Here is a 25,700-nt window from a genome sequence, read left to right as displayed (position 1 = left end):
CAAAATTGAATTTCCAGCTTCGAACTACAACCTCAATCAATGTCGGTTTCACCTCCTAAACTCAGCCATTCGCCCTCTCTCGCCGTTTTCGCAAGAGCCGACGTTGAATCGCTCATCGTCGAGCGCAAGCAGATATGACGGATTCTGTTCGACTGCTGTTAGGCGAGGAAGGTGCCTATGGGATAACCGGCGCCTCACGGAATACTATGGCGACATAGTCTTCAGCTACACCTTGCGGCAGGCGATCGAGGACGACGTTCTCACCCCATACGAGTACCACCCACACATCGTGGAGCTCACGCTGGATGAGGCTCGTTGCCCTCCTGCAGCCTGACGTCGCCTTGGCGCGAGGTTCGGCCTGTACATCCGGAATTCCCGAACCAAGCCACGTTCTGCGTGCAATGGGACTCGATACTAATGAAACTGCCGAGGTCGTTCGTCTGAGTACAGCCCCGACGACCTGCAAGGGCGAGATCGAGGTGGCGCTACAGTTCTTCGCTGAAGCTACTGATCGAATGAAGGTGACGTGCTCCCCTGATTGTTACCATTCAGAGGTAGAGTCTCGCTCCTTCATGATTGATGTTTGATGGGATGGCAACGTGTCTGGGGGCATGCCCCCAGACACGTTCGCCGGCGATCTCGGCGGGGGTCTTCCCACCCAGTTTCGAGTGTGGCCTGACCGTGTTGTAGTCGTGCCGCCATGCAGCGAGCACGAACCGGGCATGGGCCAGCGAGGTGAACAGCGTCTCGTTGAGGCACTCGTCGCGCAGACGGCCATTGAAGCTTTCCACGAAGCCGTTCTGCATCGGCTTGCCCGGCGCGATGTAATGCCACTCGACCCGCCGCTCCTGCGACCAGTGCAGGATGGCCGATGAGGTCAGTTCGGTGCCATTGTCGCTGACCACCGTATGCGGCTTGCCGCGCATCCCTATCAGGCTGGTCAACTCCCGGGCCACGCGTGCCCCAGTCAGTGATGTATCGGCCACCAGCGCCAGGCATTCCCGCGTGTAGTCGTCGACCACGCACAGGATGCGGAAGCGTCGGCCACAGATCAGGCTGTCGGAGACGAAGTCGAGGCTCCACCTCTGGTTCGGACCATCCGGCAGCACCATTGGCCTGCGCGTGCCCAGCGCCCGCTTACGGCCATCACGGCGGCGCACGCGCAACCCTTCCTCGCGGTAGATGCGCAGCAGCTTCTTGTGGTTGGGCGTCATGCCTTCCCGCGCCAGCAGGTAGCCCAGACGGCGATAGCCGAACCGGCGACGTTCCGCTGCCAGTTCGCGCAACCGTTGTCGCAACGCCGCGTCATCCGGCCTTGTCGGCTCGTAACGGATCACTCTGCGGCTCACGCCAACCAGACTACACGCCCGACGCTCGCTCAGCCCGTGCTGTTCACGGGCATGGGCAACGGCTTCCCGCTTCGCGCCGGGCGTTACCATTTTTTGATGCCAGATCCTTCAGCACGACGTTGTCGAGCATCGCCTCTGCCAGCAGCTTCTTCAGCCGGCTGTTCTCCTGCTCGAGCGTCCGCAGCCGACGGGCATCAGACACTTCCAGACCGCCGAACTTCGACTTCCACTTGTAGAACGTGGCGGAGCTGATTCCGTGACGGCGGCACACTTCTGCCGTCGGCATCCCAGCCTCCTGCTCCTTCAAAACCGCGATGATCTGCTCTTCGCTGAACCTGCTTCGCTTCATTCGAATCCAACTCCTTCGCGTCGGACTCTACCAAAAACCGGTCACATTTCAGGGGAGCACGTCAAAGGTCATGGCATGAGGTGCAGGTTTCATTAAGCGGATCGCATGACCGGAAGAGAATTCTCGCGCTGATGGTGATTGTGCGTTTCCGGCGAGGATCGTAATTGGTCCGATAATTTCTCAAATCCCCTGAAGCTGCTGACGGTAAAGGAGGTAGCGGTTGTCTATCGGACTGCCATACTGACCTGCTAAAATAATCTGGAACCGCGCCTAGCCATCCGTGCCGTGTCGGCTTCCACTCCAGCGGTATTTCAGTACCTGTCCCAGCTGCTGATCGCAGCCCGGATTATTTCGATTATTGACCGGGTCTCAGCAGATTTCAGGTCAGCAACTCTTCCGAACTTGAGCATGCGCATGGCCTCGATCACCTGATCGTAGCTGCAGGCACGGGCCAGGTCGAAATCGAAATGCCGCATTGCGTGCAGTGACTGCATCTAGGCTCCTTGCCGTCTGGCGTGCGGTCGAAGCGCTGGGCCATGAAATGTGCCGGCCCGCCTTCGTCGTGCAGGCTAAAGCGAACCATGTTGATGCCAGCGTCTCAGGCTAGCGTATTGCAAGCAGTGCTCGCCCGCCAGTCACCCTAAACAGAGAGGTGCTAGACTTGCGAAATGCTCTGCACCCACCCCCTCTGGGCTGAACTAAAGCCTTTGTCAGCATCTTACTGAAGGTGAGCCCAGGAATTCGCTACCACAAGATCGGCCACGATTAAAAAAATATCCCGATCTCGAAATTTTCGCCCTCCGTTCTTCCTACAAGAGAATTACGCCCGGCAGAGGACCGAATGGATGCTGTACGAGCGGCATCCGATCCATTCTCTGCTCCATCGGCGTCAAGCCAAGGCATCGCAATGCGATGCTTTTATTCTGTATTGGAGAACCAATGGACCACGAAAATGACAACTACCGCCGCACCAAATCTGGGCTCCTGAGCAGGACTGGCCTGTTTTCCTTCGCGACGTCTGTGTTGGAGCGATACTTTGGTCAGGTTGGGGATTTGCAGAAGACCGTCGCACAGATTCATGCCAAGAAGACACGGAATGAGGATGCGAGGAAGCGCACTTTCAGCGCCAAACTCATGACCACCCCCAATGCGGGACCGATCGCCACCAGGCATGCCCTGATCCTCCAAGAAACAGAGCAGCTGAAACCGATCCTCGAAGATGCAGCCTGTCGGATCATCAAGATCGAGATCGCCAGGCATGAGCTGCACCAGTACCGCTCCCACGAGCGGAAAATTCGGCGGGATCGATCAGAGCGTGACCAGCGACAACTGTCCGAATTGACATACGATTTTGTCGACTGCTTGTTCTCTGAATTCGGGATTGACGGCAGTGCCCTTTCGACCCTTGAGGCCGAAGACTACCAGGCGATCGCTGCTATCGTCCTCGATCGTCACCGTACGGTTGTCCCGGAATTTTATGCTGGGAACTAATCGACATCCTTGGGGGCATCACATAGTGATGCCCCCGCCTGCCGGAGCACCCGTCGAAGCGGGTGCGGTGGCCCTGCTGACGTTGTCGGCACAGCCTCTCCAGAGGCCGCAAAGGTAAAAGTGGGTGCCCCACTTTTACGGTATTGCGCCAAAGCGGATGTCACGTGACATCCGCCTAAGTTTGAACATTCCGATGGTCAAATGTCATGGGTTATCAGCGAGTGATGACGGGCTTTGTCATGGCATCTCTCGATCACCAAATCTTTAGTTCGATGCGCTGCCTGCGCCTCGAAACTGCAACTAGAAGGCGTCGCATTTATGTTGGAACTCGGATTGGAAGAGCTATTCAGACCCGAGCATCTGAAAGCGTTTAGGGAGCGCTGGGCAACGGATCCTGAAATTGCAGGAGGCGACGCGAGGGACATCGTTCGAATTCTCACCACTCCGGAAGAGAGAGAAGCTGAGATCGCTAAGCTCGTGCTTTTACTGGTGGGCGAAAAACCCGATTTTGATGCCTGGATGGAGTCTTTCGCGATTGGCTCATACGAGCTGCGAGAGAATGTACGGTATGCGAACCATGGACAGCGCGGAATGCAACCGGCTCGGTTCTTCCAAGATCAGCAAAGACGCATCGATCGCATAGCGAATGAAAATCTGAGCCCGGCCGAAGCTGCCGAGTGGCGGAATGCATATGAAGATGCGATGCGCCTTATCATCGCAAGCCTGGTCCTCAAGGAAATGAGAGTTGGGGTCGCGGCCAAGGCAGCCCTATGGATTGCCTGGCCACTCATGGTCGCCGTAAAAGACAAGCGCTTCGGAGTTCGGCAACGAAAGCTGTTAGCCCTCTTCTCAGAAGAACCCGCCTTCATCGATTTCCTGCGCGACCGCCTCGGGGGGATTCTCGAAGATTGGATTGACCAGGAACTCGATGGACTCGAACCTTCAACCCGGACCCTGCACGAGGCGAGCCTTTTTCATGAACCGTCGGAGGAAGAAGCGCGGGCCATCCTGCAACCTGCTGAAACCTATCGGTCCCAACTCCTCAATAGCTTAGGCTTCGAGACTATGGCCGCCGAACAAGGCAGGTCTTTCAGCCTCGGACCGAGGGAACAGGCGACTGAGGATGCGAAGGTGCTCGCCAGCGATTTGCAGGCACGTGGGTATCGAGGCTTGGACGGGTTTAGCGCGTTTCAAGGGCTTCCCGACCCCTTGGACTATTCGGAAGAAAGCTTCGTACACCTTCGCAGGATTTTGCCGATCTTGGCCAACGAACGGAAGGACTCTCCTAACTTCCAAGCGGCGGCCGCGCGAGGGCTAGCGCGATCGGAATTCCTTCGGAACTCGGAGGATAGGAAAATCACTGCGCATGTTGATCAGATTCACCGGTGGGTCGAAAGCGGGGCCACTCCGCCACCAGATCTTAATGTCCTATACGCCTCCCTGTACGAAGACGCTGTCTGCAGCTTCCTGATTTACGGTGAAAGAAGGCTGGACCAGGCTTGGATTGAGTTCGACTTCCCCGAAGCGACAGCGAAAGTGGCTTTCCCGGAAGGAGCCCGGTGATCTGAAATGGCTGGTGAGCGAGTGCCACAGCTGTAAGCTCAGAGTAGGCTGGTTGAGCTTCATCGATTAGTAGTGCCTGCAATCAAGCTTACGACTGCGACGGCTAGTGGGACAACTTCGCAAGGTCGAAAGTCGCGGTAACTCCAATCGCGGTTCAATCCCGTCATGTCGGTTGAGCGATGGCCTGGGACCGCGCCCTTGAAGCCACAGGACAATTCCAGCCCCAATTACCAATCGAGCAGTGGGTGCAATTCCCTCGCTGCACTCATGCGGAAAACTACGGTTCGGGGATGTGCCGATTTGGCCTTTGGCAACTGATCAGGAGCAACAAGCCCAGCAAATTAGAGCGCCGAATCAGCTCCTCGGCGCTCATCCCATGCTGCATCCATGCTGCAAGGAGCCGCCGGGACAGGAGGGGAATGGAAGGAATTACAAGGGGTTAGAGGTGCAGCACCGTGCAGCACGGGAACTGGCCTATTCCGACAAATAAGCCTTTGTAATTCCTTGGAAAAAATTGGATGCCCCGTGAGGATTCGAACCTCAATTGACGGAGTCAGAGTCCGTAGTCTTACCATTAGACGACGGGGCATCAGCCTCACCGGGCGGCGGCGAGAATCGCGCATGCCTCCGGGAGAGGGGGCGCACTTAGTTTCGCATTGGGACAAGGTCAAGCTTGTGCCGCCCGGGCAAGCTAGTTTTTGCTATACCGCAAGGCTAATCCAGCAAGCTAGCCGCGAAGGAGGTGCCGGCCAGATGGAAAACTTCTTCATACTCGGCTTCCAAAGATCGGGTACCACCATGCTGAGGCTGATGCTGGATGCGCATCCGGACATCAGCGTGCCGCACGAAACCGCGTTCATTCCGGAAATTGCACGCCTCCCCTTCGCGCAGGGCGCGCTCGAGCGCGAGGATGCCGAAACCATTGTCGAGCTGATCCGCAACTATCCGTTTGTCCGCAAGGGCAATCTGTTGACCGAGCGCGGCATCGCGGCCGCAAGGCAAGCGACAACCCTGCCGCAGTTGATTGCTGCGCTTTTCGAAGGCCATGCCGAAAGCCGGGGCTCGCGCATCTGGGGCGACAAATCGCCCAATCAGACATTCGAGATTGCGCGGCTCGCCCGATTGTTCCCGAGGGCGCGGTTCATCCACCTGGTTCGCGACGGACGGGCCTGCATGCTGTCCCACAAGCGAGTGGATTGGGGAACGCGAAGCCCGGGTGCCTTGTCGGTCGCATGGGCGACAGCTTCGCTCATCGCCGAGGAAGTCGGGTCGGCCCTGGGGTCGCGGTTCCTGTCCCTGCGGTACGAACAGCTGATCCGCCACCCGCGAGATGAACTGGAGCGCGTAGCGGAATTCCTGGGGGTGCCTTTCGATCCGCTCATGCTGGATTTCCATTCGCGGGCCGCAAAGGAGGTACCGAGCGGCTCGATGCAGTATCACACCTCTGCAATGTCCCCGCCCGACCCGTCGAAAAGCGAACGCTGGCTGCGTGAATTGAGCCCAGCGGAAATTTCCCTTTTCGAGGAATATGGCGCGATTGCGCTGCACAGGCTCGGTTATCCCATCCTCAATCCGCCCCTCGGCCTCAGCGGGCGCTTCGACAAGCTCCGGCTTTTGATCAAACACAGGGGAACGCCCGCTTGGTTGCGCCCTCCGCCCTATAACTTGCCCCTGCCCGACACACGCCCGCACGCCTAGGCTGGGTCTGCTCCCACTTTACGCCTCGGTTCTAGGTCGCTAGCGTCGGCGGCAAGTCCCCGTGCGCGTTGGTTCGTGCGGGAGGATAGAAAGAAGACACCCCATGGCGGATCATTCTCCGCCGGACAGTAAAAGGGGGCCTGGTAAGAACAGGGGCGGCACGTCCGGCAAGGTAGCCGATTTCCGCTACAAGCGCCCCTCCCGGCCCGATGGCAAGCCCGGCAGAAAGCCGGCCCCGCGCCCTGCGAAACCGCGCGCGGCGGACAAGCAGGCCAACCCGATCGACAACAACCGGCAGACAGCGCCCGCGGAACGCGGTTTCCAGCGGCGGCAGGCCTATGCCGCGCTCGACCTCGGCACTAACAATTGCCGCCTCCTGATCGCCCGCCCCTCGGGCGAGAATTTCACGGTCATCGACGCTTTCAGCCGCGTGGTGCGCCTTGGCGAAGGGCTGGCCGCCAGCGGCCGCCTGTCGGACGCCGCGATGGAGCGCACGCTGGCCGCGCTGCACGTCTGCGCCGAAAAGCTGCGCCGCCGCCACGTCCACCTTGCCCGCTCGGTCGCGACCGAAGCCTGCCGCCGCGCCTCCAACGGCGAGGAGTTCATCGAACGCGTGCGGCAGGAAACGGGCATCGTGCTCGACATCATCTCCGCACAGGAAGAAGCGCGCCTCGCCGTGCTGGGCTGCCACATCCTGCTCGAAGACGGCCCCGGCCCGGCGGTGATCTTCGACATCGGCGGCGGATCGACCGAACTGGTGCTGGTGGAGCCGAGCGGCGCGGTCCCGCGCATCCTCGACTGGATGAGCGTGCCCTGGGGCGTCGTTTCGCTGACCGACACAGTGACCGGATCGGACGAGAGCCTGGAAACCCGGCTCGACCGCTACACGCGCATGCGCCGCACCGTGGGCGACAGTTTCAAGCCCTTCGCCAAGCGCATTGCCGAGCACGCGCGGGGCAAGCATCCGATCCGCCTGCTGGGCACCAGCGGGACGGTGACCACGCTTGCCAGCCTGCACCTCGAACTCCCGCAATACGACCGCCGCGCGGTCGACGGGCTGATCCTCCAATCGATTGCCATGCGCGATATCTCCACGCGCCTGTCCCGCATGAGCGGGGCGGAACGGCAGGAATTGCCCTGCATCGGCGATGATCGGGCAAACCTGGTGGTGGCGGGCTGCGCCATCCTCGAATCGATCCTCGACATATGGCCGTCGCAGACGCTGGGCGTGGCCGACCGCGGGATCCGCGAAGGCATCTTGCGCAGCCTGATGGCCGCCGATGCCGATGGCGAGCGCAGCCGCGCCGCGCTGCAAAGGATGAGGGAACAGGATGTCTAGGTCGGGCAAGGATCGGGACACGCGGGTTCGCACCGCCAAGAAGCGCACCGCGTCGTCGACGCGCTGGCTGCAGCGGCAGCTGAACGACCCTTACGTGAAGCAGGCGAAGGCCGAGGGGTATCGCAGCCGCGCGGCCTACAAGCTGATCGAGCTGGACGAGAAATTCGGCCTGCTCAAAGGCGTCGAACGCGTGGTCGATCTCGGCATCGCGCCGGGCGGCTGGAGCCAGGTGGTGCGCAAACTGCGGCCCAAGGCGCAGGTGGTCGGCATCGACCTGCTCGAAGTCGAACCGATCGAGGGCGTGACGATCTTCCAGATGGATTTCATGGACGACGATGCGCCGCGCGTCTTGGAAGAGGCGCTGGGCGGCAAGGCGGACCTCGTGATGAGCGACATGGCCGCCAACACCGTCGGCCACAAGCAGACCGACCATCTGCGCACCATGGGCCTGGTCGAAGCCGGCGCTTGGTTCGCGGTCGAGAACCTCGACAAGGGCGGCACCTTCCTTGCCAAGGTGCTGGCCGGCGGGACCGATGCGGACCTGCTCGCCCTGCTCAAGAAGCACTTCAAGACGGTCAAGCACGCCAAGCCGCCAGCCAGCCGCAAGGGCTCGAGCGAGTGGTACGTCATCGCCCAAGGCTTCAAGGGCGAGGCCTGAGGGCAAAGAAAAACCCCGCCGAAGCGGGGCCTTTCGTCAAATCTGCCTGAAGCCGTGTGGCTCAGTCGACCTTGGTCGCGCCGCCGGTGTCGGTGGCTGCATTGGCCGCAGCGACGGGCTGGTCCGCGCTCATCGCGCCGGCAGCTTCCGCGCCGTCGACCGGTGCGCCTTCGACCGGACCTTCGCCCGCGCCCGGTGCGTCAGCCGCGGCTTCTTCGGCCGGAGCGGCCGGGGCCGGATAGTCGGGGCCGCCGCCGTTCGCCTTCATGTAGGCGATGACATTGGCGCGGTCTTCCGGCTTCGACAGGCCGGCAAAGCTCATCTTGGTACCATTGGCGAAACCGCGCGGGTTGGCGAGCCATGCGTCCATTGCCGCATAGTCCCAGGTGCCGCCCTTGTCCTTCAGCGCCGAGCTGTAGGCGAAACCAGCAGCATGTGCGCCGATCGGGGTGCCGAGGACGCCCCACAGGTTCGGGCCGATGCCGTTGGCGCCGCCCTGGTTGATCGTGTGACAGGCGCTGCACTTGGCGAAGACGGCTTCGCCGGCAGTCGCGTCCGCAGCAGCGAGCAGCGTGCCGAGATCGGGACCGGAATCGGCGCCGCCTTCTTCGGCTTCACCTTCGATGAAGAAGCCGAAATCCTTGCCTTCGGGATAGTCATGGCTGTCGGCATGGAAGTACATGCCCGAAGCGATCGATGCCCCGAGGGCCACGATGCCGGAGAAGAGTACCCAGCCGGCGGTGGTGTTGAAACGGTCGTCCATTGCGTGAGAACCTGCGAGAATCCGTGTGATCTATGGTTGCGCGCCGCTCTAGTGCCGTGCGCGCCTTCGTGCAAGTCCGCCCTGTGCAATAGCGCTTGCGATGGGTGCAAGTGGTGCCTAGCAGCGGCATCCCATGCGTAATTTCGCCAAGCCCGCCCTCGCCATGGTCGATTCCATGCGCGCCGCCGCCGCCGAGGAACCCGCGCGCGCCATCGCTTTCGGCGGTGCGCCCGGTTCCAATTCGCACCAGGCGGCGATGCAGTTCGCGCCCGAAGCGCTGCCCCTGCCCTGTTTCAGTTTCGAGGATGCGCTCGATGCCGTGAAGAGCGGCGCGGCCGGCTGCGCGATGATCCCGATCGAGAACAGCCAGCACGGCCGCGTGGCGGATATCCACTTCCTGCTGCCCGAAAGCGGGCTGGCGATCGTGGCCGAACATTTCATGCGCATCACCCATGCGCTGATGGCGGTCGGCGACGGTCCGTTCGAGGCGGCCTACAGCCATCCGCAAGCGCTCGGCCAGTCGCGCGAATTCCTGCGCGCGCGGGGCATCACCGGCATGAGCTATGCCGATACGGCGGGCGCAGCGGCCTATGTGGCGGAGACGGGCGAGGCGAATATCGCCGCCATCGCCCCGCCGCTTGCTGCCGATCTCTACGGCCTCAGGATCGTGGAAGACGCGGTCGAGGACGCGCATGACAACACCACGCGCTTCGTCGTGCTGGCGAAGGAACCGCTCGCGCCGGGCGCGCTGGCCGGTGTCGATGCGATGACGACCTTCATCTTCGAGGTGAAGAACATCCCCGCCGCGCTTTACAAGGCGCTGGGCTGCTTTGCCACGAACGGCGTCAACATGACCAAGCTGGAAAGCTACCAGAAGGGCGCGAGCTTCGCAGCGACCATGTTCTTCGCCGATATCGAAGGCGCGCCGGGCGATGCGCGGGTCGACACCGCGCTGGAGGAACTGGCATTCCAGACCAACGAGGTCCGCCTGCTCGGCAGCTATCCGCGCGCGCGCAAGCGCGGGTAGGCGCAGACCAAGAGAAGACGGGCCGCAGGGCGACCCGCCTTCTCCCGGGGGGCAATCGTCAGTCGCGCCAGACGAGGCGCTTGATCAGCACATCGCCGAGCACGGTGCGGTATTTCGCCCGGTCGCCGCTTTCGGACTGCAGCTGCTGGATGTTGCGCTGCATGTAGGCGCGCATCTTCTTGCCGCGCTCTTCGAATTCCTCGTTGCTTGCGAGATCGTCGAAGCGCGTGAGGAGCCACATGTCGGGCTCGCCCTGGCGCGCATAGGCGTTCGACCAGATCTCGTAACTTTCGATCCAGCCCTGCGAGACGGCATAGTCCATGCGCTTGCGCCATTCGCCTGCCAGCCAGTTGGCATATTGGAGGCCCCCGCCGTCCTCAAGGCTGATGCCGGTGACCTCGATCCATTCCGCGCCCTTGAGCGGGTACTGGTCCTGCGCCACGGCAGTCTGCGGCATGGCGACAAGCAGCGCGCCCGCGGCGAGCACGGATTTGGTAAGTGATTTCATGGTTGTGACTCCTAGGTGACGAGTTGAACGACCCGTGACTTCGGCGTCAGGACCTTACGCGGCCCGTTGTGATGGATTTTCGTCCCCCAACGCTGGCGGCAGGCTGCGCCTTGCCGTCCCGAGAGTCAAAAGAGGGGCGCAAACGCCTGAAAAGCAGGCCAGATCGCGGCTTTCGCGACCCGCCGCCGCCTCGCGACTCGGAGCTATTCGTCCCCGTATATCGCGACTTCGTTGACGCCTGCACTGGTGGCGCGGCCACGGTACATGCCGGCGGTGTTGAAGCTGAAGACAGCCTCGCCCGACGGTGAGACGACGATTACGCCGCCATCGCCGCCCAGCGCCTTCACGTCGTCCATGACCGCGTCGCTGGCAGCCTGCGCACTTTGATCCTCGTATTCCATGAGTGCGCAGATCGAGCGGGCGACGCCCACGCGGATGAAAAACTCGCCCCAGCCGGTCGCCGACACGGCGCAGGCGCGGTCGTCGGCATAGGTGCCGGCCCCGATGATCGGCGCATCGCCCACGCGGCCCCAGCGCTTGCCGGTCATGCCGCCGGTAGAAGTGCCTGCGGCCAGGTTGCCGTGCCTGTCGAGAGCCACTGCGCCGACCGTGCCGAATTTCACGTCCACATCGAGCGCGGACAGCTGCTTCGCCTTCATCCGTTCCAGCGCTTTCAGGCGGAACTCGGTATCGAAATAGCTCGGCGGGACGAGCTCGATGCCCTGTTCCGCGGCGAAGCTTTCCGCGCCTTTGCCCGACAGCATCACGTGGGGGCTGTCGGTCATCACCTTGCGCGCGAGCAGGATGGGATTGCGTACGGTGGTGACGCCTGCGACCGCGCCGGCATCGCGCGTGCGGCCGTCCATGATGGAGGCATCGAGTTCGTGCGTCGCGTCCCAGGTGTAGACCGCGCCCTTGCCCGCGTTGAAGCGCGGCTCGTCTTCCATGATCAGGATCGCCGCCTCGATCGCATCGAGCGCGCTGCCGCCTTCGGCCAGCACTTTCGCGCCAGCATCGAGCGCGGCCTGCAAGGCAGCGCGATGCGCGGCGTCCTCTTCGGGCGTCATGCTGTCGCGCGCGATGGTGCCGGCGCCGCCATGGATGGCGAGCGACCATCCGGCCTGCGCATGGTCCTGCGCCGAGACGGGGTACGAAACGGCGAGCGCGAAGCCCGTGGCCGCGAAGGCGAAGCGGGTGGAAAATCCTCTCATGCGAGCGTGATAGCAGCCAAAGTTATCCACTCCAGTGTTTCGTGGATTTTTGGATATTTCCGACAGCGTGATAGGCCATGCCGTAGGGGAACCAATGGGGAGAGGTTTCATGCAAATCGGTAGATATCGCTTCGACGAAGAGGTGGCGATGACCGTCATCGAAAAGGTCGGACTTGCACTTATCGTCCTGCTCATAACCTGGGCTGCGGCGAAAGCGGCCAAGTGGGCATTCGCCAAGCTGGTCGACAACATATCCTTCTTCCAGCGGGGCACCGGCAGCGGTTCGTCGCTGGGGGCATCGCTCGGCAAGATCGTCTCGCTGCTGATCTGGCTGTTCGGCCTGCTGGTGATCCTGCAGGTACTGGGCCTCGGCGCCGTGGCAGGGCCGGTCGACAGCCTGCTCGAAAACGTGGTCGCGTTCATCCCGAACCTGGTGGGTGCAGGGCTGATCTTCTTCATCGGCCTGATGGTGGCGCGGATCGTGCGCGATCTCATCGTCACCACGCTGCAGACGGTCGATTTCGACAAATGGGCCAATCGCGGCGGGGTCGACAATGTCACCGGCAACACCGCGATCAGCAATACGATCGCGACCATCGTCTATGCGGTGATCGTGATCTTCGTGGCGATCATGGCGCTCGATGCGCTCAATATCGAGAGCATCTCACGGCCTGCCAGTTCCATGCTGCAGCTGATCTTCAACGCCATCCCGAACATCATCGCTGCCGCGGTGCTGCTGGGCATCGGCTACCTGATCAGCAAGTTCGTGGTGCAGGTGCTGAAGGAAGTCCTGCCCGGCCTCGGCGTCGACAGGGCGCTGGCGGAAAGCGGGATGATGGGCGAAAATGCCCGCGCATCCACCATCATCGCCCGCGTCGTGCAGGTGGCCATCATCCTGTTCTTCGCCATCGCGGCGACCAGGTTGCTGGGCTTTCCCGAACTGACCGCGATCCTCGATGCCGTGCTCGAACTGGGCGGCAAGGTGATCTTCGGTGCGGTGGTGATCGCCTTCGGCTTCTTCATCGCCAATTTGCTGGCCCGGCTCATCTCGGGCGACGGGGAGAACGCGACCGCGGCGACCATCGTGCGCTGGGCGACGATCATCCTGTTCGTCTTCATGGGCCTGCAGTTCACCGGCATCGGCGGGATGATCCCGGCCAATGCGCTGACCATCCTGATCGCGGGTGTCGCGGTCGCAGGCGCACTCGCCTTCGGCCTCGGCGGACGCGACTGGGCGGCACGCAAGCTCGACCAGATGGACAGCGACCTCGCCGGTGCTGCAGGCGCTGCTCCGAAGCCGAAGAAGCGCAAGGCGGGCACGGCCAACGACCCGCTGCCGCCGGGCGCATAACGAGACCCCAAGGGGACGCAAGGAGGGGGCGCGGGACGATAAGGTCTCGCGCCCCCTTTCCTTTGTGCTAAGCCGCACCCTGCCCAAGGGGAGACAGGATGATGAGCAAGTTCGGTTATGAAAGCACGGCGGACGAAGTCCTCGAAGGCAAGGATCTGACCGGCAGGACGGTGCTGATTACCGGCGCCTATTCCGGCCTCGGACGCGAAACGGCACGGGCCATGGGCGCGAAAGGCGCGCATTTGATCCTGTCCGGCCGCGACGAAGCCAAGCTGGCCGAAGCCGCATCGGAAATTTCGCAGGAAACCGGCGCCAGCGTGGAAACGCTGGTCTGCGATCTCGCTTCGCTCGACAGTGTGCGGGCGGCTGCGAAGGAAGCGAACGAGCGGTTCGACAAGATCGATCTCCTGATCAACAACGCAGGCGTCATGGCCTGCGACGAGGCCAAGACCGCCGACGGGTTCGAGATGCAGTTCGGCACCAACCACCTCGGGCATTTCGTGCTGACCAATCACCTCGTCCCGCTGCTCGAGCAGGGCGAGCGTCCGCGCATCGTAAACCTGTCGAGCCGCGGCCATCACATCGCGCCGGTCGATTTCGACGATCCCAATTTCGAGCGCCGCGAATACGAGAAATGGCAGAGCTACGGACAGTCCAAGACCGCCAACGTGCTCTTCGCCGTGGGCCTCGAGGACCGTCTCGCCGACAAGGGCATCCATGCCTATTCGCTGCACCCGGGCGGCATCATGACCAATCTCAGCCGTCACATGACCGAACAGGACATGGCCGATCTGGTCGAGCGTATCCGCAAGAACGCGGAAGCATCGGGCCAGACGCCCGAACCCTTCAAGTCCATCCCGCAAGGCGCGGCGACGACTTGCTGGGCAGCCACGGCGGAAGAGCTGGAAGGCGCAGGCGGGCTCTATTGCGAGAATTGCCACGTGGCCGACCAGGACGACGAAAGCCCCGGCGGCGGCGTGCGCAGCTATGCCATCGACAAGGGCAATGCCGACCGCCTGTGGGCGATAAGCGAGGAAATGGTGGGCGAAACCTTCGCTTACTGAGCGAGGGTTTCCACCAGCCCTTCTGCCAGCCAGCGTGCGAGCATGGCCCCGGCGGCGGCCGGTGCCTCGTCCTCGCCCAGCAGGCCGGACAACAGCTCGCAGGCTTCGGCGAAACTTGCGCCCCGCTCCATGGCGGACAGGGCCTCCCCCTCGGGCAAGGGTACCTGCTGGAAAACCGGCCGCTCACCCTCGCGCCAGACGATGCAGCAGGCGACCTCTTCCAGAAGGTGCGCGTCCCTGTCTGACCAGAGACGTTTCACGTCGTGACGGAGCGTGCGTAGAGCGATGCCGGGCACGAAGCGCAGCCGCAATCCGGCCCAGTCCGCATCGCCGTAGCTCGCCGTCGCTGCAGCAAACCCCGCCCCGTCGAGCCTTGCCGCATCGCGCGCGACGAAGGCGCGGTGCATGGCCCATTCCAGCCAGGCGAGCTCGGCAACTTCGGGGTCCTGCGCGAACAGCTGCGCGCAGGTCGCATCGAACCCCTCGCCTGCAAGGTCGAGGGTCCAACTGGTTGGAGGATGGGTAATCACGTGATGCGCGGCGGCGCGCTCGAAACTGTCCTCGCCGACCAGCCGCGCGGTCCGCTCGAAAGTGGATCGCAGCGCCTCGACCAGCGCGGAGCGATAATTGTTGCGATAGACCGCAAGCCCCGCTGCATGGCGCGGGGTCCAGCCAGGCAGAAGCGGCAGGTCCTCGTCGAGGATACGCGCCAGCATCGCGTCCTGCACCTGGGCAAGCGCACTCATGCCGCGATCCGCTGCGCCGCCAGTGCGCGGGCGTGGTCGAGTTCGCCGAGCAATTCGGCCAGCGGGGGGATCTTGTCGTCGCGTTCGATCATGGTGGCGACGGGACCGGTGCGGGCCACGGTTTCCGCGTAAAGCGCCCACACCTCGCCGCAGACCTCACGGTCGTGCGTGTCGATGACGATCTCGCCCGGCGTGTGTCCGGCAAGGTGGATCTGGCGCACGCGGTCGAGCGGCAGGCCGGCGATGTAGTCCTGCGCCGAGAAGCCATGGTTCTGCGCGCTGACATGGACGTTGTTCACGTCGAGCAGCAGGTAGCACCCCGTGCGCCGCGCCATTTCGGACAGAAACTCCCATTCCGCCATCTCGTCCTCCGGAAAGGTGAGATAGCTAGACGGGTTCTCGAACAGCATTACGCGGCCGAGCGCGGTCTGCGCACGGTCGATATTCTCACACACTACCTCCAGCGCCTCGCGCGTGAGCGGCAGGGGCAGGAGGTCGTGCGAATTATGGGCGCTGTTGTGCGTCCAGCACAAATGGTCGGACGCCCAGAGCGGCTCGATCCGGTCGATCAGCGCCTTCAGCTTCGCAAGGTAATCGTGGTCCATCCCGTGGGCCGAGCCGATCGACAGCGAAACGCCGTGGAGGATCACCGGATGCTTCGCGCGCACCTGTTCCAGGATGCGCAGCGGCTTGCCGCCTTCCACCATGTAGTTTTCCGAGATCACCTCGACGAAATCGACCGGCACGTCGCCTTCGAGGAAGTCCGCATAATGCGTCCGCCTGAGGCCGAGGCCGAAGCCGTGGAAGGGCGCGATGCTCGTCATGGTTGTCTCCGGCAGCATGGGAAAAGGCGACCCGGCGAGGGACGTTGGGGGATACGAAGGGGGAGGATCCCCCGCACGCCGGGCCGCCCGCTTGGGGCAGTGAGATCAGCCGATGTCGCCGATCGTCCCGCCCTTGGTCAGGCATTCGCCCGCCTTCATTGCCTTGAAGCCGTGGCCCTTGCATTCGTTCTGGCCCTTGCAGGCGTTCTCGCTGGTGGCGCAGTCGGCCTGGCCCTTGCAGCTGTGCACGCCGTAGCAATGGACGGTATCGTCAGCGGCGATCGCCGCGCCGCTGCTGCCGGCGGGGGCAGGCGCGGCAAGCGCGCTCATCGACGAAAGGGCAAAGGCCGCGGCGGCGGCGGCGGTGGCTGTCTTGCGGGTAGCGAGGTTCATGGCATCCATTCCTTGTGATCTGATGCGTGCGTCGGTGCACCCGGCATCCTTCGCCCCCGGCAAGCGACCGGTTACAGGCAATTTTTTCACAAGCCGGCGTAACCGCCCCGCCTCTCGCCCCGAATGACCTGCCAGTTGCGGCGCCCCCGCCCCGACACAGCATTCGAGAACAAGAGAGACTTGCCATGCACAATCAATCGATCGCCCGCCTTGCGGGTCTTGCCCTCACTGCCGGCATCGCCGCCACGCTCGCCGCCAGCCCTGCCGCCGCGCAGAAGAAACCGGCGATGGAGAAGTGCTACGGCGTCGCCAAGGCAGGCGAGAACGACTGCGCCGCCGGCCCCGGCACCAGCTGCGCAGGCACGTCCACCCGCGACTGGCAGGGCGATGCCTGGAAGCTGGTCAAGAAGGGCAGCTGCGAAACCATCTCCACGCCCAAGGGCAAGGGTTCGCTCACGCCCGTGAAGCGCTGAGCCACGCGTCCCTCCCGCCTGCCCGGCCAGCCCATGACGAGGTGAGACATGCAGCGAGTACTGACCCCCTACGACCGCCTGGCCGCCTGGCTCGCATCGCGCGGGCCGGAAAGCCTCGCACTGCTTCTCACCCGCGTGGCGCTGGCCGGGATTTTCTGGCGCTCGGGCCGCACCAAGGTGGAGGACGGCACGGCGCTGACTGTCAGCGACAATGCCGTCTTCCTGTTCGAATACGAATATACCGGCCTGCCCCTGCCCGCCGACATCGCGGCACCGCTGGCCACCTATGCCGAGCACCTGTTTCCCGCCCTTCTGGTCGCCGGATTGTTCACGCGCTTTGCCGCGCTGTCGCTGCTGGGAATGACGCTGGTGATCCAGCTCTTCGTTTATCCGGAGGCCTGGTGGAGCACGCATATCGTCTGGGTTGCCATGGCTGCGATTCTCGTTTCGCGCGGCGGCGGGGCGCTGTCGCTCGACGCGCTCCTCGCCTCGCGGCGGGCGGCGTGATAGCCATGCTTGCGGAGGGGCAGCGATGATCGCCGACGAAGCCAGCATGGCGCACATGATGGCGGCCGCGCAGAGCGGCGACCGCGAGATGTACCGCGTCCTGCTGGGCGAAGTGCAGCTGTGGCTGGCGCGCTATTTCAGGAAACGCGTACCGCCCGCCCAGCTCGACGATTTGGTGCAGGAGGTGATGATGGCAGTGCATGCCAAGCGCGCCACCTGGGACCCCACCCGCGCCTTCTACCCCTGGCTGGCAGCCATCGCGCGCTATCGCTGGGTCGATCACCTGCGCAAGGTCTATCGCAGCGCGGAAGACGAGCTGGGCGACCACGATGCCGCCGAAGACAGCGAGGAAGAAGCCGTGATGGCCCGAATGAGCCTCGAGAGGTTGTTCGTGCACCTGCCCGACCGGCAGGTGGAGGTCATCGAACTGGTGAAGATAGAGGGGCTCTCCATAGCGGAAGCCGCAGAACGGACCGGGCAGAGCGAAAGCCTGGTCAAGGTGAACATCCATCGCGGGCTGAAGAAGCTGTCCGCGCTCGTAGAAAAGGCCGAATGACAATGAACCGGGTCCCCAATCCGCTGATCGACGAACTGGCGGCCGATCTCGCCCCCGTCGCCCCGATCCGCCCCTGGCACGGTGCGCTGCTGGTCGCGCTGTCGGCGCTTGCCACAGTGGTGCTGGTCGAACTGGTCGACGGGCTGTGGCGCGGCATCGCCACCGGCGCTGCGTCGAGCATTTTCTTTATCGCCAACGGCATGCTGGGCCTGCTCGGCGTGGCAGCGGCAGGCGCGGTCATCTCCATGGCGAGCCCGCGCGTCGGCAACCGCCACGAAGGCGCGCGCTGGTCGGCGGCCATGCTCGGCCTGCTGCCCCTGACCGCACTGCTCGCGCTGGGTGCAGGCGGGTTTTACGCGGCAGTGTCGAGCGATCGCTACGGCTTCGAGTGCTTCCTTGCCGGCGCAGGCTTCGGCCTCGTGACGGCGACAGCGCTGGTGCTGTGGCTGCGGCGCGGCGCGCCTGTCTCGCTAGGTGCGGCAGGGCTGTTCACCGGCATTGCAGCAGGCGCCATCGGCAGCTTCGCCTACGGCCTTGCCTGCCCGATCGACACCATCGACCACCTCGGCATCTGGCATGTCGCGCCGGTCGCGCTGATGGGGCTCGTCGGCCGGATCGCCGTGCCCCCGCTGGTGCGCTGGTAGGGCCTAGAGCCAGCGCAGGCGGCGGAAGACCACGATCAGCGTGACGAAAACCGCAAGGCAGGCGGTCACCACTACCCAGAACGCCTCGGGATTGTCGGCCCCCGGCATGCCGCCGACATTGATGCCGAGCAGGCCGGTAAGGAACGACAGCGGCAGGAAGATACCTGCCACGATGGTCAGCATGTAGGTCGCATGTTCGCTGCTGGCGAGGCTGCGGGCGCGCAGTTCGTCCTGCAGCACGACGGCGCTTTCCTTGCTGATGTCGATATCGTCGAGATAGCGCCGCAGGCGCGCGATGCTTTCCGCGATCTCGCGGCGGTCCTCTTCCTCGAACCAGTCGGGCGAATCGCGGCTGATCTGCTCCAGCGCCTCGTGCTGCGGGGCCATGTGGCGCTTGAGGCTGAGGCAGTTGCGCCGGATGGTGGAGATGCGCTTCAGCATCCCTTCGGGGTCTTTCTCCGGGTCCTCGTCTTCCAGTTCGTCGAGCACCTGGTTCATGTCGACGATCGACTGGCTCATGCGGGTGATGAGCAGTTCCGCCAGCAGCGTGATGGTGCCACCTGCATCGAGCGGGCCGTCGCCGCGGTCGAGCATACCCATCACCTCGCGCGGGGTCTGCATCGGCGCGCGGCGCAGGGTGATGAGGCGCTGCCCGTCGCTCCACAGCTGCATCGAGATCATGTCTTCCGGTTCTGCGCCCGGATTGAAATTGATGCCTCGCAATGTCGCCACCAGCGTATCGTCCTCGCGAAAGGCGCGCGGCCGTGTCTGGTCGCTGGTCAGCAGTTCGGCAGTGGGCTCGGGCATGCGGAGCTCGTTTTCGAGCCACAGGCGCGTGCCTGCAAAATCGCGGCGCAGGTGCAGCCACAGCACTTCGTCCGCCGACTGCGGCGTCCATCCCTGCGCCTCGTCCCAGCCGATGGGCCGGGCCCCGCCCTTGCCGTCCATCACGCGCCCGAACAACAGCGGGGTCTGGGTCGAGATTTCGTCGGTCGCTTCGCTCATGCGCGTCTCATGCCCCAAGTCGTGCGGCCTGTCATTGCCCCTTCATCGAAGCGCCTCTATATCGCCCCCATGTCATCCGTACGTCCCTGGCGCACTATCGAGCGCCGCCAGTCCCGCCAGATCATGGTCGGCAATGTCCCTGTCGGGGGCGATGCGCCGATTACCGTGCAGACCATGACCAATACGCCCACCGAAGACGTGGGGGCGACGATCGACCAGATCCGCCGCTGCGAGGATGTGGGCGCCGACATCATTCGCGTGTCCTGCCCGACCGAGGAAGCGACTGCGAATTTCGACAAGATCACCAAGGCGGCGAATGTCCCGATCGTTGCGGACATCCACTTCCACTACAAGCGCGCGCTGGAGGCCGCCGACAAGGGCGCGGCCTGCCTGCGCATCAATCCGGGCAATATCGGCTCGTCCGAACGCGTTGCCGAAGTCGTGCGCGCCGCCAAGGCGAACGGCTGCGCGATCCGCATCGGCGTGAACGCGGGCAGCCTCGAGAAGGACCTGCTCGAAAAATACGGCGAGCCGTGCCCCGAGGCACTGATCGAGAGCGCGCTCGACCACATCAAGCTGCTGCAGGACCATGATTTCCACGAATACAAGGTCGCGGTGAAGGCGTCCGACGTGTTCCTCGCGGTTGCGGCCTATCACGGCCTTGCCGAAGCGGTGGACTGCCCGCTGCATCTAGGTATCACCGAAGCGGGCGGCCTCATCGGCGGGACGGTCAAGTCCTCCATCGGCATCGGCAGCCTGCTGTGGGCCGGCATCGGCGACACGATCCGCGTGTCGCTGTCGGCCGAGCCGGAGCAGGAAGTGAAAGTCGGCTTCGAGATGCTGAAGGCGCTGGGCCTCAGGACCCGCGGCGTGCGCGTCGTCTCCTGCCCCAGCTGCTCGCGCCAGGGCTTCGACGTCATCCGCACGGTCGAGGCGCTGGAAAAGCGGCTCGAACACATCAAGACGCCCATGAGCCTTTCGGTTCTCGGCTGCGTCGTCAACGGTCCGGGCGAAGCGCGCGAGACCGACATCGGCCTGACCGGCGGCGGCAATGGCAAGCACATGGTCTATCTCTCGGGCGTGAAGGATCACCATATCGAGAACGAGGACATGCTCGACCACATCGTCCGGCTGGTGGAGGAAAAGGCCGCCGCCATCGAGGCCGGTGACGCGGTCGCTTTCGATCCGCACGCGGTCGCCGCCGAGTGATCAAGGCATTCGCGCGCCGCATCGTTGATGTCCTGCGCGACAGCGGCCGTATCTGGCTGCTTGCGCCGGTCATCCCCCTCATCGCGATCGTGCCGGATTTCATCCAGCACGTGGCCGAGATAAACCTTGGCATGTTCGACGATATCGAGACCGCACGCGCGGTATCGAACGGCGAGACGCGCTGGGCCTTCGGCTATGCCAAGCTCGCCGGCTACCTGATCGCCATCCTCGCCGCGATCCGCTTCTGGGCGGCGCGGCGCGAAGGGTTGCCCTGGTGGTCGATCAAGGGGATCGCGTGGAAGGTCTTCGGCATAGCGCTGGTCGCCAACATCGTGGTGGGGCTGGCCAGCACGGGCCTCGAAATCGGTGCCGCGCACTACGGCGAAACGACCGTCCAAGCGATCTCGATTGCCTTCAGCATCATTACCCTGCCGATCTTCGTCATGCTCATCGCAGGACTGGTCGGCGACCGGTCTGCAACGCTTGCCTCCGTCTATCGCTCTGGCTGGGGCGCAGCGCTGCGCATCGTGATCTTCTCGGCCATCGTCCTCGTCCCGCTGATGTGGCTGCATTCGCAGAACCACGTCTGGGCGATGGGCGCGGACAAGGCTCTGGTCTGGGCGCTGATGGTCTTCGACAGCCTCGTCGTCGGCCTGCTGGCGGGCGCATGGGGCACCGCTATCCACCACGGCTACCGTCCGTTGTCCGAACCGCTCGACAAGGGCGACGACGCGGGCTTTACGGCGGTTTAATCCCTTCCCGCTAGGTTTGCGGCCATGATCAGGCCGCTGCTCTTCATCGTTGCCGCCATTTCGGGCCTCGCCGCGTTCGCCGTGCGCGACCATCCGGGCGTGGCCGCAGAGGAGCCGGGAGAGGTGAAACGCTTCAACTCCTCGCCCAACCCGTGGTCGAGCGATGCCGTGATCGAAGCCCAGCAGGGCGGCGAATGGTACGGCGAGGTGCGCCTCGAACGCGCGGGCGACGGCCACTATTATTCCAGCGCCAGCGTGGGTGCGGCAAAGTTCAACGTGATCGTCGACACCGGCGCATCGGTCGTGGCGCTGACCGGGGACGATGCCCGCGCGGCTGGTCTGAGCTGGGAACAGCACGAAGTCGCCGTCGTCGGCCGCGGTGCGAGCGGCGATGTGCACGGCGTCATCCGGCGCATTCCCGAAATCGATGTCGGCGGCATCACCGCCCGCAATGTCGAGGCGATCATCATTCCCGAAGGACTGGACGTCTCCCTGCTCGGCCAGAGCTACCTCGCCCATGTCCGCAGCGTGGAAATCCGCGGCGGGCAGATGGTGCTGTCCAACATGTGATTGCGAAGGCGGGGCTTTCGGCCCGGCATGACGCTCGCTAAGAACCGGTGATGCACCGCACACCGCTCCTCCTGCTCGCCAGCCTCTCGCTCGCTGCCTGCGCCACCGTTCCCGAAACCGCCGCACCGGCCCATCCCGAGGCACGGCCCTATGCGGTGACAAAGAACCCGATGGGCGAAGTCGATGCGGCGCTGGCCCGCGCGTCCGAGCGCGGCACCCGCCTGCTGCTGGTGATGGGCGGGAACTGGTGCCACGACAGCCGCGCGCTGGCAGGCTGGCTGGAAACGCCGCGGTTCGCCGAACTGGTCGAGAGCAAGTACGAACTCGTCTACGTCAACGTCGGCCTTCCGCAGACGGGCGACGGGCACAATCTCGACATCGCGCAACGCTTTGGCCTCGAAGAACTGCCCGGCACGCCGAACTTGCTGGTCGTCACTGCTGACGGCACACTGGTCAATGCGGACACGGCAACGACGTGGCGCAATGCTGCGAGTCGCAGCGAGGATGCAATCTACGAGGAACTGGTCGGCCTCGCCGGATAGGAGATACGGCGCAATGGCTCTCGAAGCGGATTACTTGGTCATCGGCGCGGGTGCGACCGCGCTCTCCTTCGTCGACACGCTGCTCGATCAGGACGAACAGGCGACGGTGGTCATGGTCGACCGTCATTCGGCGCCCGGCGGGCACTGGAACGATGCCTATTCCTTCGTCGCGCTGCACCAGCCGAGTTCGTCCTACGGGGTCAACCGGGTGCCGCTGGGGCAGGACCGGATCGACGAGGCCGGTCCCAACAAGGGCTTTTTCGAACTGGCGAGCGGGGCCGAAGTCCTCGCCTATTTCCAGTCCGTCATGCGCGACCACCTGCTGCCCACGGGCCGAGTGCAGTACTTCCCGAACAGCGAATATCATGGCGAGCGAGGCTTCCGGAACATCTTCTCGGGCGAGGAAACGCAGGTGACGGTCCGCCGCAAACTGGTCGACACGACCTATTTCGAAACCTCCGTCCCCTCGACCCACAAGCGGGCCTTCACGGTCACCGACGGCGTGCGTGTCGTCGTGCCCGGCGCGCTGCCGGACCTCTGGAAGAGCGGGCCGCTGCCGCCGCATTACTGCATTCTCGGCGCGGGCAAGACCGCGATGGACACCGGCGTCTGGCTGCTGGAGGCGGGCATCCCGGCCGACAGCATCACCTGGGTGAAACCGCGCGAAAGCTGGCTGATCAACCGCGCTACCGTCCAACCGGGCGAACAGTTCTTCGACAGCACCATCGGCGGCCAGATCGCCATCATGAAGGCCGCCGCCACTGCCACCAGCGGGGCGGAGATCTTCCACCAGCTGGAACGCGACGGCGTGATGCTGCGCATCGACCGCGACGTGGAGCCGGAAATGTTCCACTACGCCACGATCTCGCAGGGCGAAGTCGACCGGCTGCGCGGCATCGGCAATGTCGTGCGCATGGGCCGCGTCGAGGCGGTCGAGCATGGGCGCATGATCTTGCAAGGTGGCGATGTCGCGATGCCCGAAGGCACGCTCTACATCGACTGCACCGCTTCGGCCGTCCGGCCCAAGCCGGTCGCGCCGCAGTGGCAGGGTGACCGCATCGTGCTGCAATTGCTGCATGTCCCGCTGGTGACGCTCAATTCCGCGGTCAGCGCCTTCATCGAAGCGAATTTCGACACGGACGAGGAAAAGAACGCGCTCTGCCGCCCGGTGTCCTTCATCGACAATATCGACGGCTATGCCGGCATCATCCTCGGCACCGGCATCAACCGATTCACCTGGGCGCAGAACCCGAAGGTGTCCGAGTTCCTCGCGGCATCGCGGCTCGATCCCTCGGCCCCGACGATCCGCCAGTTGCGCGAGACCGCGCCGGAGCGGCTCGGCATCATTGCCGAGATGCAGGGGGCGGTGATGGCGGCCATGCCGAACCTCCAGAAGCTGGCGGCCAAGGCTGCGGCAGAAGCGCAGGCAGGCTAGAGGGCGCGCCATCCTCCACGTCGTCCACCACGTCGATTACATGGCGCCCGCGCCCGCGCGCGGGACCTTCCGTTTCGACAAGTACCGGGCGGTCATGCAGGTGCTGCGCGAAAGCGGCGAGCCGATTACCGAACACGCGCCCCCGCCCTGCCCGCGCCAGTGGCTAGAGGCGGTCCATTGCCCCGCTTACGTCGAGGAAGTGCTGAGCGCCGCGGTCCCGCCCGACAAGGAACGCCGCATCGGCTTTCCCGTCACCCCGCATATCGCCAGCCGCGTAACGCATACCAATGGCGGCACGTGGCTCGCAGCGCAGCTTGCCTTCGAGCATGGCTATGCCGCCAATTCCGCGGCCGGCAGCCACCACGCGCTGCACGATACCGGTGCGGGTTACTGCGTGTTCAACGACCTTGCCGTCTGCGCCAACCGCCTGATTGCACAAGGCGATGCGGCGCGCGTGCTGGTGGTCGACCTCGACGTGCACCAGGGCGACGGGACCGCCAGCCTAACGGCCGGGCGCGACGACATTTTCACCCTGTCGCTCCACGCGGAAAAGAACTTCCCGGTGCGCAAGGCGCGCTCCAGCCTCGACGTGCCGCTGGCCGACGGGACGGACGACGACGGCTATCTGGAAGCGCTGGAACGCCACCTGCCGCAGGTCCTCGACAGCTTCGCGCCGGATATCGTGTTGTACCAAGCCGGTGTGGACGTCCATGCGGACGACCGGCTAGGCCGGCTGGCCCTGAGCGATGAAGGTATCGCGGCGCGCGACCGCTTCGTCGTGAACGCGGTGCGCGGGCGTGGACTCCCGCTCGCAAGTGCGCTTGGTGGCGGATACGGGACCGATCCGCTGGAAGTCGCACGGCGGCACGCGCGTTCCATGCTTACCTGCGCGCAGGCGAATGTCGCATTCGACCATTCATTTTCGCGCAGCACGTCCTATGTTATAAGCCAGAAACCATGAAGCGTCGCGATCTCATCAAGGGTACCATTGCAGCCGCAACCGCTGCCGCGCTGCCCGCGCGCGTCTTTGCGCAGGTCAATCCGACCTCCTCGCGCGACCGCAAGCTGATCGAGATCGCCCGCCGCCAGCTGGACCGCGTTGGCGCGGATATCTGGAAGAAGGATATCGTCGGCATTGCCGATTTCGGCCTCCATTCGGCCAAGGAACGCTTCCACTTCGTCGATCTCGAGAACGAGCGGGTTGAAAGCTTCTTCGTCACTCACGGCACGGGTTCCGACGGCGAGCACGACGGTTGGCTGAAGCGCTATTCCAACATCGAAGGCAGCGAGGCGACCAGCCGCGGTGCCTATATGACGCGCAGCTGGTATCGCGGGCGCTACGGCACCTCGATCAGGCTGGACGGGCTGGACCCGACCAACTCCAACGCCCTGCCGCGCGCCATCGTGATGCATCCGGCCGAATATGCACGGCCCGAACATATCTCGCGCTACGGGCGGCTCGGCCGGTCGAACGGGTGCTTCGCGCTCGGCCCCGACCAGTTCGACAAGGTGCTTCTGAAGCTGAGCGGCGGGCGCCTGCTGTTTGCCGAAAGCCTCGGCCTCGAAGCGGACGGCAGCCAGCTGCCCCCGCCGATGGCGCAGATGGACCTGCTCCTGCGGCCGGGGGGCGGCACGTTCGAGCGCACCAATCCCGGCCTTTACTAGGCCTTATT

General features: G+C 64.0%; 28 protein-coding genes and 1 tRNA gene. 19 read left to right on the top strand and 10 right to left on the bottom strand.

Annotated features, from left to right (window positions below; translation table 11 throughout):
• Positions 1 to 548: 548 nt before the first annotated feature.
• Both LC083_RS08335 and LC083_RS08330 read right to left on the bottom strand, forming a co-directional pair.
• A protein-coding gene (locus LC083_RS08335; protein WP_226699960.1) for an IS3 family transposase occupies positions 549 to 1,698 on the bottom strand; the annotation gives its coding sequence in 2 pieces (ribosomal slippage) (positions 549 to 1,443 and positions 1,442 to 1,698; 1,152 coding nt in all).
• A gap of 311 nt (positions 1,699 to 2,009) precedes the next feature.
• A complete protein-coding gene (locus LC083_RS08330) occupies positions 2,010 to 2,192 on the bottom strand; it encodes a hypothetical protein (protein ID WP_226699959.1) in 183 nt (60 codons plus the stop codon).
• A gap of 445 nt (positions 2,193 to 2,637) precedes the next feature.
• On the opposite strand from LC083_RS08330, the gene LC083_RS08325 reads away from it, so the two are divergent.
• Both LC083_RS08325 and LC083_RS08320 read left to right on the top strand, forming a co-directional pair.
• Positions 2,638 to 3,189 carry a hypothetical protein gene (locus LC083_RS08325; protein WP_226699958.1) on the top strand — a complete coding sequence of 184 codons (552 nt, stop codon included), beginning with the start codon at positions 2,638 to 2,640 and terminating at the stop codon, positions 3,187 to 3,189.
• A gap of 318 nt (positions 3,190 to 3,507) precedes the next feature.
• Complete coding sequence (locus LC083_RS08320; protein WP_226699957.1) at positions 3,508 to 4,752, top strand: hypothetical protein; 1,245 nt, start codon at positions 3,508 to 3,510, stop codon at positions 4,750 to 4,752.
• 515 nt (positions 4,753 to 5,267) lie between these two features.
• Here LC083_RS08320 and LC083_RS08315 read toward each other — a convergent pair.
• Positions 5,268 to 5,341: transfer RNA gene (locus tag LC083_RS08315), tRNA-Gln, on the bottom strand.
• 164 nt (positions 5,342 to 5,505) lie between these two features.
• Here LC083_RS08315 and LC083_RS08310 point away from each other — a divergent pair.
• From LC083_RS08310 to LC083_RS08300, 3 genes are all read left to right on the top strand, one after another.
• Complete coding sequence (locus LC083_RS08310; protein ID WP_226699956.1) at positions 5,506 to 6,450, top strand: sulfotransferase family protein; 945 nt, start codon at positions 5,506 to 5,508, stop codon at positions 6,448 to 6,450.
• Between the two features lie 103 nt (positions 6,451 to 6,553).
• Positions 6,554 to 7,789 (top strand): Ppx/GppA phosphatase family protein, encoded by a 1,236-nt coding sequence (locus LC083_RS08305; protein WP_226699955.1) that lies wholly within the window; start codon positions 6,554 to 6,556, stop codon positions 7,787 to 7,789.
• Positions 7,782 to 8,447, top strand: a complete 666-nt coding sequence (locus LC083_RS08300) for an RlmE family RNA methyltransferase (RefSeq protein WP_160608892.1) — start codon at positions 7,782 to 7,784, stop codon at positions 8,445 to 8,447. Before LC083_RS08305 ends, LC083_RS08300 begins: the two co-directional genes overlap by 8 nt.
• A gap of 61 nt (positions 8,448 to 8,508) precedes the next feature.
• On the opposite strand, the gene LC083_RS08295 is transcribed toward LC083_RS08300, so the two are convergent.
• Positions 8,509 to 9,210: a c-type cytochrome gene (locus tag LC083_RS08295; RefSeq protein ID WP_226699954.1), complete on the bottom strand. Its 702-nt coding sequence runs from the start codon at positions 9,208 to 9,210 to the stop codon at positions 8,509 to 8,511.
• A gap of 133 nt (positions 9,211 to 9,343) precedes the next feature.
• Between LC083_RS08295 and LC083_RS08290 the strand changes: the two genes are divergently transcribed.
• On the top strand, positions 9,344 to 10,237 hold the full coding sequence (locus LC083_RS08290) for a prephenate dehydratase (RefSeq protein WP_226699953.1): 894 nt from the start codon (positions 9,344 to 9,346) through the stop codon (positions 10,235 to 10,237).
• A gap of 58 nt (positions 10,238 to 10,295) precedes the next feature.
• Here LC083_RS08290 and LC083_RS08285 read toward each other — a convergent pair whose 3' ends face one another.
• The gene (locus tag LC083_RS08285; protein WP_226699952.1) at positions 10,296 to 10,745 is read right to left on the bottom strand and encodes a hypothetical protein; all 450 of its coding nucleotides are present in this window, start codon (positions 10,743 to 10,745) and stop codon (positions 10,296 to 10,298) included.
• A gap of 203 nt (positions 10,746 to 10,948) precedes the next feature.
• Positions 10,949 to 11,956 (bottom strand): isoaspartyl peptidase/L-asparaginase family protein, encoded by a 1,008-nt coding sequence (locus tag LC083_RS08280; protein WP_226699951.1) that lies wholly within the window; start codon positions 11,954 to 11,956, stop codon positions 10,949 to 10,951.
• Positions 11,957 to 12,065: 109 nt separating this feature from the next.
• On the opposite strand from LC083_RS08280, the gene LC083_RS08275 reads away from it, so the two are divergent.
• Both LC083_RS08275 and LC083_RS08270 read left to right on the top strand, forming a co-directional pair.
• Complete coding sequence (locus LC083_RS08275) at positions 12,066 to 13,307, top strand: mechanosensitive ion channel (protein WP_226699950.1); 1,242 nt, start codon at positions 12,066 to 12,068, stop codon at positions 13,305 to 13,307.
• 101 nt (positions 13,308 to 13,408) lie between these two features.
• Positions 13,409 to 14,371 (top strand): SDR family NAD(P)-dependent oxidoreductase, encoded by a 963-nt coding sequence (locus LC083_RS08270; protein WP_226699949.1) that lies wholly within the window; start codon positions 13,409 to 13,411, stop codon positions 14,369 to 14,371.
• Here the strand turns inward: LC083_RS08270 and LC083_RS08265 are convergent.
• The 3 genes from LC083_RS08265 to LC083_RS08255 form a co-directional block, all read right to left on the bottom strand.
• Positions 14,365 to 15,117: a putative DNA-binding domain-containing protein gene (locus LC083_RS08265; RefSeq protein ID WP_226699948.1), complete on the bottom strand. Its 753-nt coding sequence runs from the start codon at positions 15,115 to 15,117 to the stop codon at positions 14,365 to 14,367. The genes LC083_RS08270 and LC083_RS08265 overlap by 7 nt on opposite strands.
• Positions 15,114 to 15,941 (bottom strand): DUF692 domain-containing protein, encoded by an 828-nt coding sequence (locus LC083_RS08260; protein WP_226699947.1) that lies wholly within the window; start codon positions 15,939 to 15,941, stop codon positions 15,114 to 15,116. Before LC083_RS08260 ends, LC083_RS08265 begins: the two co-directional genes overlap by 4 nt.
• Before the next feature lie 105 nt (positions 15,942 to 16,046).
• Entirely contained in the window at positions 16,047 to 16,334 is a 288-nt protein-coding gene (locus LC083_RS08255; protein ID WP_226699946.1) for a hypothetical protein, read from the bottom strand.
• 185 nt (positions 16,335 to 16,519) lie between these two features.
• On the opposite strand from LC083_RS08255, the gene LC083_RS08250 reads away from it, so the two are divergent.
• The 4 genes from LC083_RS08250 to LC083_RS08235 are packed head-to-tail and all read left to right on the top strand — an operon-like array spanning position 16,520 to position 18,514.
• Positions 16,520 to 16,807: a DUF2282 domain-containing protein gene (locus tag LC083_RS08250; RefSeq protein WP_160608883.1), complete on the top strand. Its 288-nt coding sequence runs from the start codon at positions 16,520 to 16,522 to the stop codon at positions 16,805 to 16,807.
• 48 nt (positions 16,808 to 16,855) lie between these two features.
• Complete coding sequence (locus LC083_RS08245) at positions 16,856 to 17,314, top strand: DoxX family protein (protein WP_226699945.1); 459 nt, start codon at positions 16,856 to 16,858, stop codon at positions 17,312 to 17,314.
• Between the two features lie 25 nt (positions 17,315 to 17,339).
• Positions 17,340 to 17,870 (top strand): sigma-70 family RNA polymerase sigma factor, encoded by a 531-nt coding sequence (locus LC083_RS08240; RefSeq protein ID WP_226699944.1) that lies wholly within the window; start codon positions 17,340 to 17,342, stop codon positions 17,868 to 17,870.
• Positions 17,871 to 17,872: 2 nt separating this feature from the next.
• The gene (locus LC083_RS08235; protein ID WP_226699943.1) at positions 17,873 to 18,514 is read left to right on the top strand and encodes an NrsF family protein; all 642 of its coding nucleotides are present in this window, start codon (positions 17,873 to 17,875) and stop codon (positions 18,512 to 18,514) included.
• 3 nt (positions 18,515 to 18,517) lie between these two features.
• Here LC083_RS08235 and LC083_RS08230 read toward each other — a convergent pair whose 3' ends face one another.
• Positions 18,518 to 19,519, bottom strand: coding sequence for a zinc transporter ZntB (locus LC083_RS08230; protein WP_226699942.1), 1,002 nt, complete (start codon positions 19,517 to 19,519; stop codon positions 18,518 to 18,520).
• Positions 19,520 to 19,588: 69 nt separating this feature from the next.
• Here LC083_RS08230 and ispG point away from each other — a divergent pair, with 69 nt between their 5' ends.
• Genes ispG through LC083_RS08195 form a run of 7 tightly spaced genes read left to right on the top strand, consistent with a single transcriptional unit; the run spans position 19,589 to position 25,692 of the window.
• Positions 19,589 to 20,728, top strand: coding sequence for a flavodoxin-dependent (E)-4-hydroxy-3-methylbut-2-enyl-diphosphate synthase (gene ispG, locus LC083_RS08225; RefSeq protein ID WP_160608878.1), 1,140 nt, complete (start codon positions 19,589 to 19,591; stop codon positions 20,726 to 20,728).
• Positions 20,725 to 21,480, top strand: coding sequence for a hypothetical protein (locus LC083_RS08220; protein WP_226699941.1), 756 nt, complete (start codon positions 20,725 to 20,727; stop codon positions 21,478 to 21,480). The genes ispG and LC083_RS08220 overlap by 4 nt, the downstream gene beginning before the upstream one ends.
• Positions 21,481 to 21,504: 24 nt before the next feature.
• Positions 21,505 to 22,050, top strand: a complete 546-nt coding sequence (locus tag LC083_RS08215) for a TIGR02281 family clan AA aspartic protease (RefSeq protein WP_160608876.1) — start codon at positions 21,505 to 21,507, stop codon at positions 22,048 to 22,050.
• A gap of 50 nt (positions 22,051 to 22,100) precedes the next feature.
• A complete protein-coding gene (locus LC083_RS08210; protein WP_226699940.1) occupies positions 22,101 to 22,592 on the top strand; it encodes a thioredoxin family protein in 492 nt (163 codons plus the stop codon).
• Between the two features lie 13 nt (positions 22,593 to 22,605).
• Entirely contained in the window at positions 22,606 to 24,027 is a 1,422-nt protein-coding gene (locus LC083_RS08205; RefSeq protein WP_226699939.1) for a hypothetical protein, read from the top strand.
• A 40-nt stretch (positions 24,028 to 24,067) separates the two neighbouring features.
• Positions 24,068 to 24,988 (top strand): histone deacetylase, encoded by a 921-nt coding sequence (locus tag LC083_RS08200; RefSeq protein WP_226699938.1) that lies wholly within the window; start codon positions 24,068 to 24,070, stop codon positions 24,986 to 24,988.
• Positions 24,985 to 25,692, top strand: a complete 708-nt coding sequence (locus LC083_RS08195) for a murein L,D-transpeptidase catalytic domain family protein (RefSeq protein WP_222555005.1) — start codon at positions 24,985 to 24,987, stop codon at positions 25,690 to 25,692. The genes LC083_RS08200 and LC083_RS08195 overlap by 4 nt, the downstream gene beginning before the upstream one ends.
• Positions 25,693 to 25,700 lie beyond the last annotated feature (8 nt).

It is taken from the genome of Qipengyuania gaetbuli, from assembly GCF_020524765.1.
GTDB classification, from domain to species: Bacteria; Pseudomonadota; Alphaproteobacteria; order Sphingomonadales; family Sphingomonadaceae; genus Qipengyuania; species Qipengyuania gaetbuli_A.
Note: the sequence above shows the minus strand (reverse complement) of the source record. Positions and strands in the feature narration are given on the sequence as shown.

What these genes read in the sequence shown, in the direction of transcription:
- LC083_RS08330 (WP_226699959.1), bottom strand. Translation starts at nt 2,192, where the DNA reads ATGCAGTCACTGCACGCAATGCGGCATTTCGATTTCGACCTGGCCCGT.
- LC083_RS08325 (WP_226699958.1), top strand. Translation starts at nt 2,638, where the DNA reads ATGGACCACGAAAATGACAACTACCGCCGCACCAAATCTGGGCTCCTG.
- LC083_RS08320 (WP_226699957.1), top strand. Translation starts at nt 3,508, where the DNA reads ATGTTGGAACTCGGATTGGAAGAGCTATTCAGACCCGAGCATCTGAAA.
- LC083_RS08310 (WP_226699956.1), top strand. Translation starts at nt 5,506, where the DNA reads ATGGAAAACTTCTTCATACTCGGCTTCCAAAGATCGGGTACCACCATG.
- LC083_RS08305 (WP_226699955.1), top strand. Translation starts at nt 6,554, where the DNA reads ATGGCGGATCATTCTCCGCCGGACAGTAAAAGGGGGCCTGGTAAGAAC.
- LC083_RS08300 (WP_160608892.1), top strand. Translation starts at nt 7,782, where the DNA reads ATGTCTAGGTCGGGCAAGGATCGGGACACGCGGGTTCGCACCGCCAAG.
- LC083_RS08295 (WP_226699954.1), bottom strand. Translation starts at nt 9,210, where the DNA reads ATGGACGACCGTTTCAACACCACCGCCGGCTGGGTACTCTTCTCCGGC.
- LC083_RS08290 (WP_226699953.1), top strand. Translation starts at nt 9,344, where the DNA reads ATGCGTAATTTCGCCAAGCCCGCCCTCGCCATGGTCGATTCCATGCGC.
- LC083_RS08285 (WP_226699952.1), bottom strand. Translation starts at nt 10,745, where the DNA reads ATGAAATCACTTACCAAATCCGTGCTCGCCGCGGGCGCGCTGCTTGTC.
- LC083_RS08280 (WP_226699951.1), bottom strand. Translation starts at nt 11,956, where the DNA reads ATGAGAGGATTTTCCACCCGCTTCGCCTTCGCGGCCACGGGCTTCGCG.
- LC083_RS08275 (WP_226699950.1), top strand. Translation starts at nt 12,066, where the DNA reads ATGCAAATCGGTAGATATCGCTTCGACGAAGAGGTGGCGATGACCGTC.
- LC083_RS08270 (WP_226699949.1), top strand. Translation starts at nt 13,409, where the DNA reads ATGAGCAAGTTCGGTTATGAAAGCACGGCGGACGAAGTCCTCGAAGGC.
- LC083_RS08265 (WP_226699948.1), bottom strand. Translation starts at nt 15,117, where the DNA reads ATGAGTGCGCTTGCCCAGGTGCAGGACGCGATGCTGGCGCGTATCCTC.
- LC083_RS08260 (WP_226699947.1), bottom strand. Translation starts at nt 15,941, where the DNA reads ATGACGAGCATCGCGCCCTTCCACGGCTTCGGCCTCGGCCTCAGGCGG.
- LC083_RS08255 (WP_226699946.1), bottom strand. Translation starts at nt 16,334, where the DNA reads ATGAACCTCGCTACCCGCAAGACAGCCACCGCCGCCGCCGCCGCGGCC.
- LC083_RS08250 (WP_160608883.1), top strand. Translation starts at nt 16,520, where the DNA reads ATGCACAATCAATCGATCGCCCGCCTTGCGGGTCTTGCCCTCACTGCC.
- LC083_RS08245 (WP_226699945.1), top strand. Translation starts at nt 16,856, where the DNA reads ATGCAGCGAGTACTGACCCCCTACGACCGCCTGGCCGCCTGGCTCGCA.
- LC083_RS08240 (WP_226699944.1), top strand. Translation starts at nt 17,340, where the DNA reads ATGATCGCCGACGAAGCCAGCATGGCGCACATGATGGCGGCCGCGCAG.
- LC083_RS08235 (WP_226699943.1), top strand. Translation starts at nt 17,873, where the DNA reads ATGAACCGGGTCCCCAATCCGCTGATCGACGAACTGGCGGCCGATCTC.
- LC083_RS08230 (WP_226699942.1), bottom strand. Translation starts at nt 19,519, where the DNA reads ATGAGCGAAGCGACCGACGAAATCTCGACCCAGACCCCGCTGTTGTTC.
- ispG (WP_160608878.1), top strand. Translation starts at nt 19,589, where the DNA reads ATGTCATCCGTACGTCCCTGGCGCACTATCGAGCGCCGCCAGTCCCGC.
- LC083_RS08215 (WP_160608876.1), top strand. Translation starts at nt 21,505, where the DNA reads ATGATCAGGCCGCTGCTCTTCATCGTTGCCGCCATTTCGGGCCTCGCC.
- LC083_RS08210 (WP_226699940.1), top strand. Translation starts at nt 22,101, where the DNA reads ATGCACCGCACACCGCTCCTCCTGCTCGCCAGCCTCTCGCTCGCTGCC.
- LC083_RS08205 (WP_226699939.1), top strand. Translation starts at nt 22,606, where the DNA reads ATGGCTCTCGAAGCGGATTACTTGGTCATCGGCGCGGGTGCGACCGCG.
- LC083_RS08200 (WP_226699938.1), top strand. Translation starts at nt 24,068, where the DNA reads ATGGCGCCCGCGCCCGCGCGCGGGACCTTCCGTTTCGACAAGTACCGG.
- LC083_RS08195 (WP_222555005.1), top strand. Translation starts at nt 24,985, where the DNA reads ATGAAGCGTCGCGATCTCATCAAGGGTACCATTGCAGCCGCAACCGCT.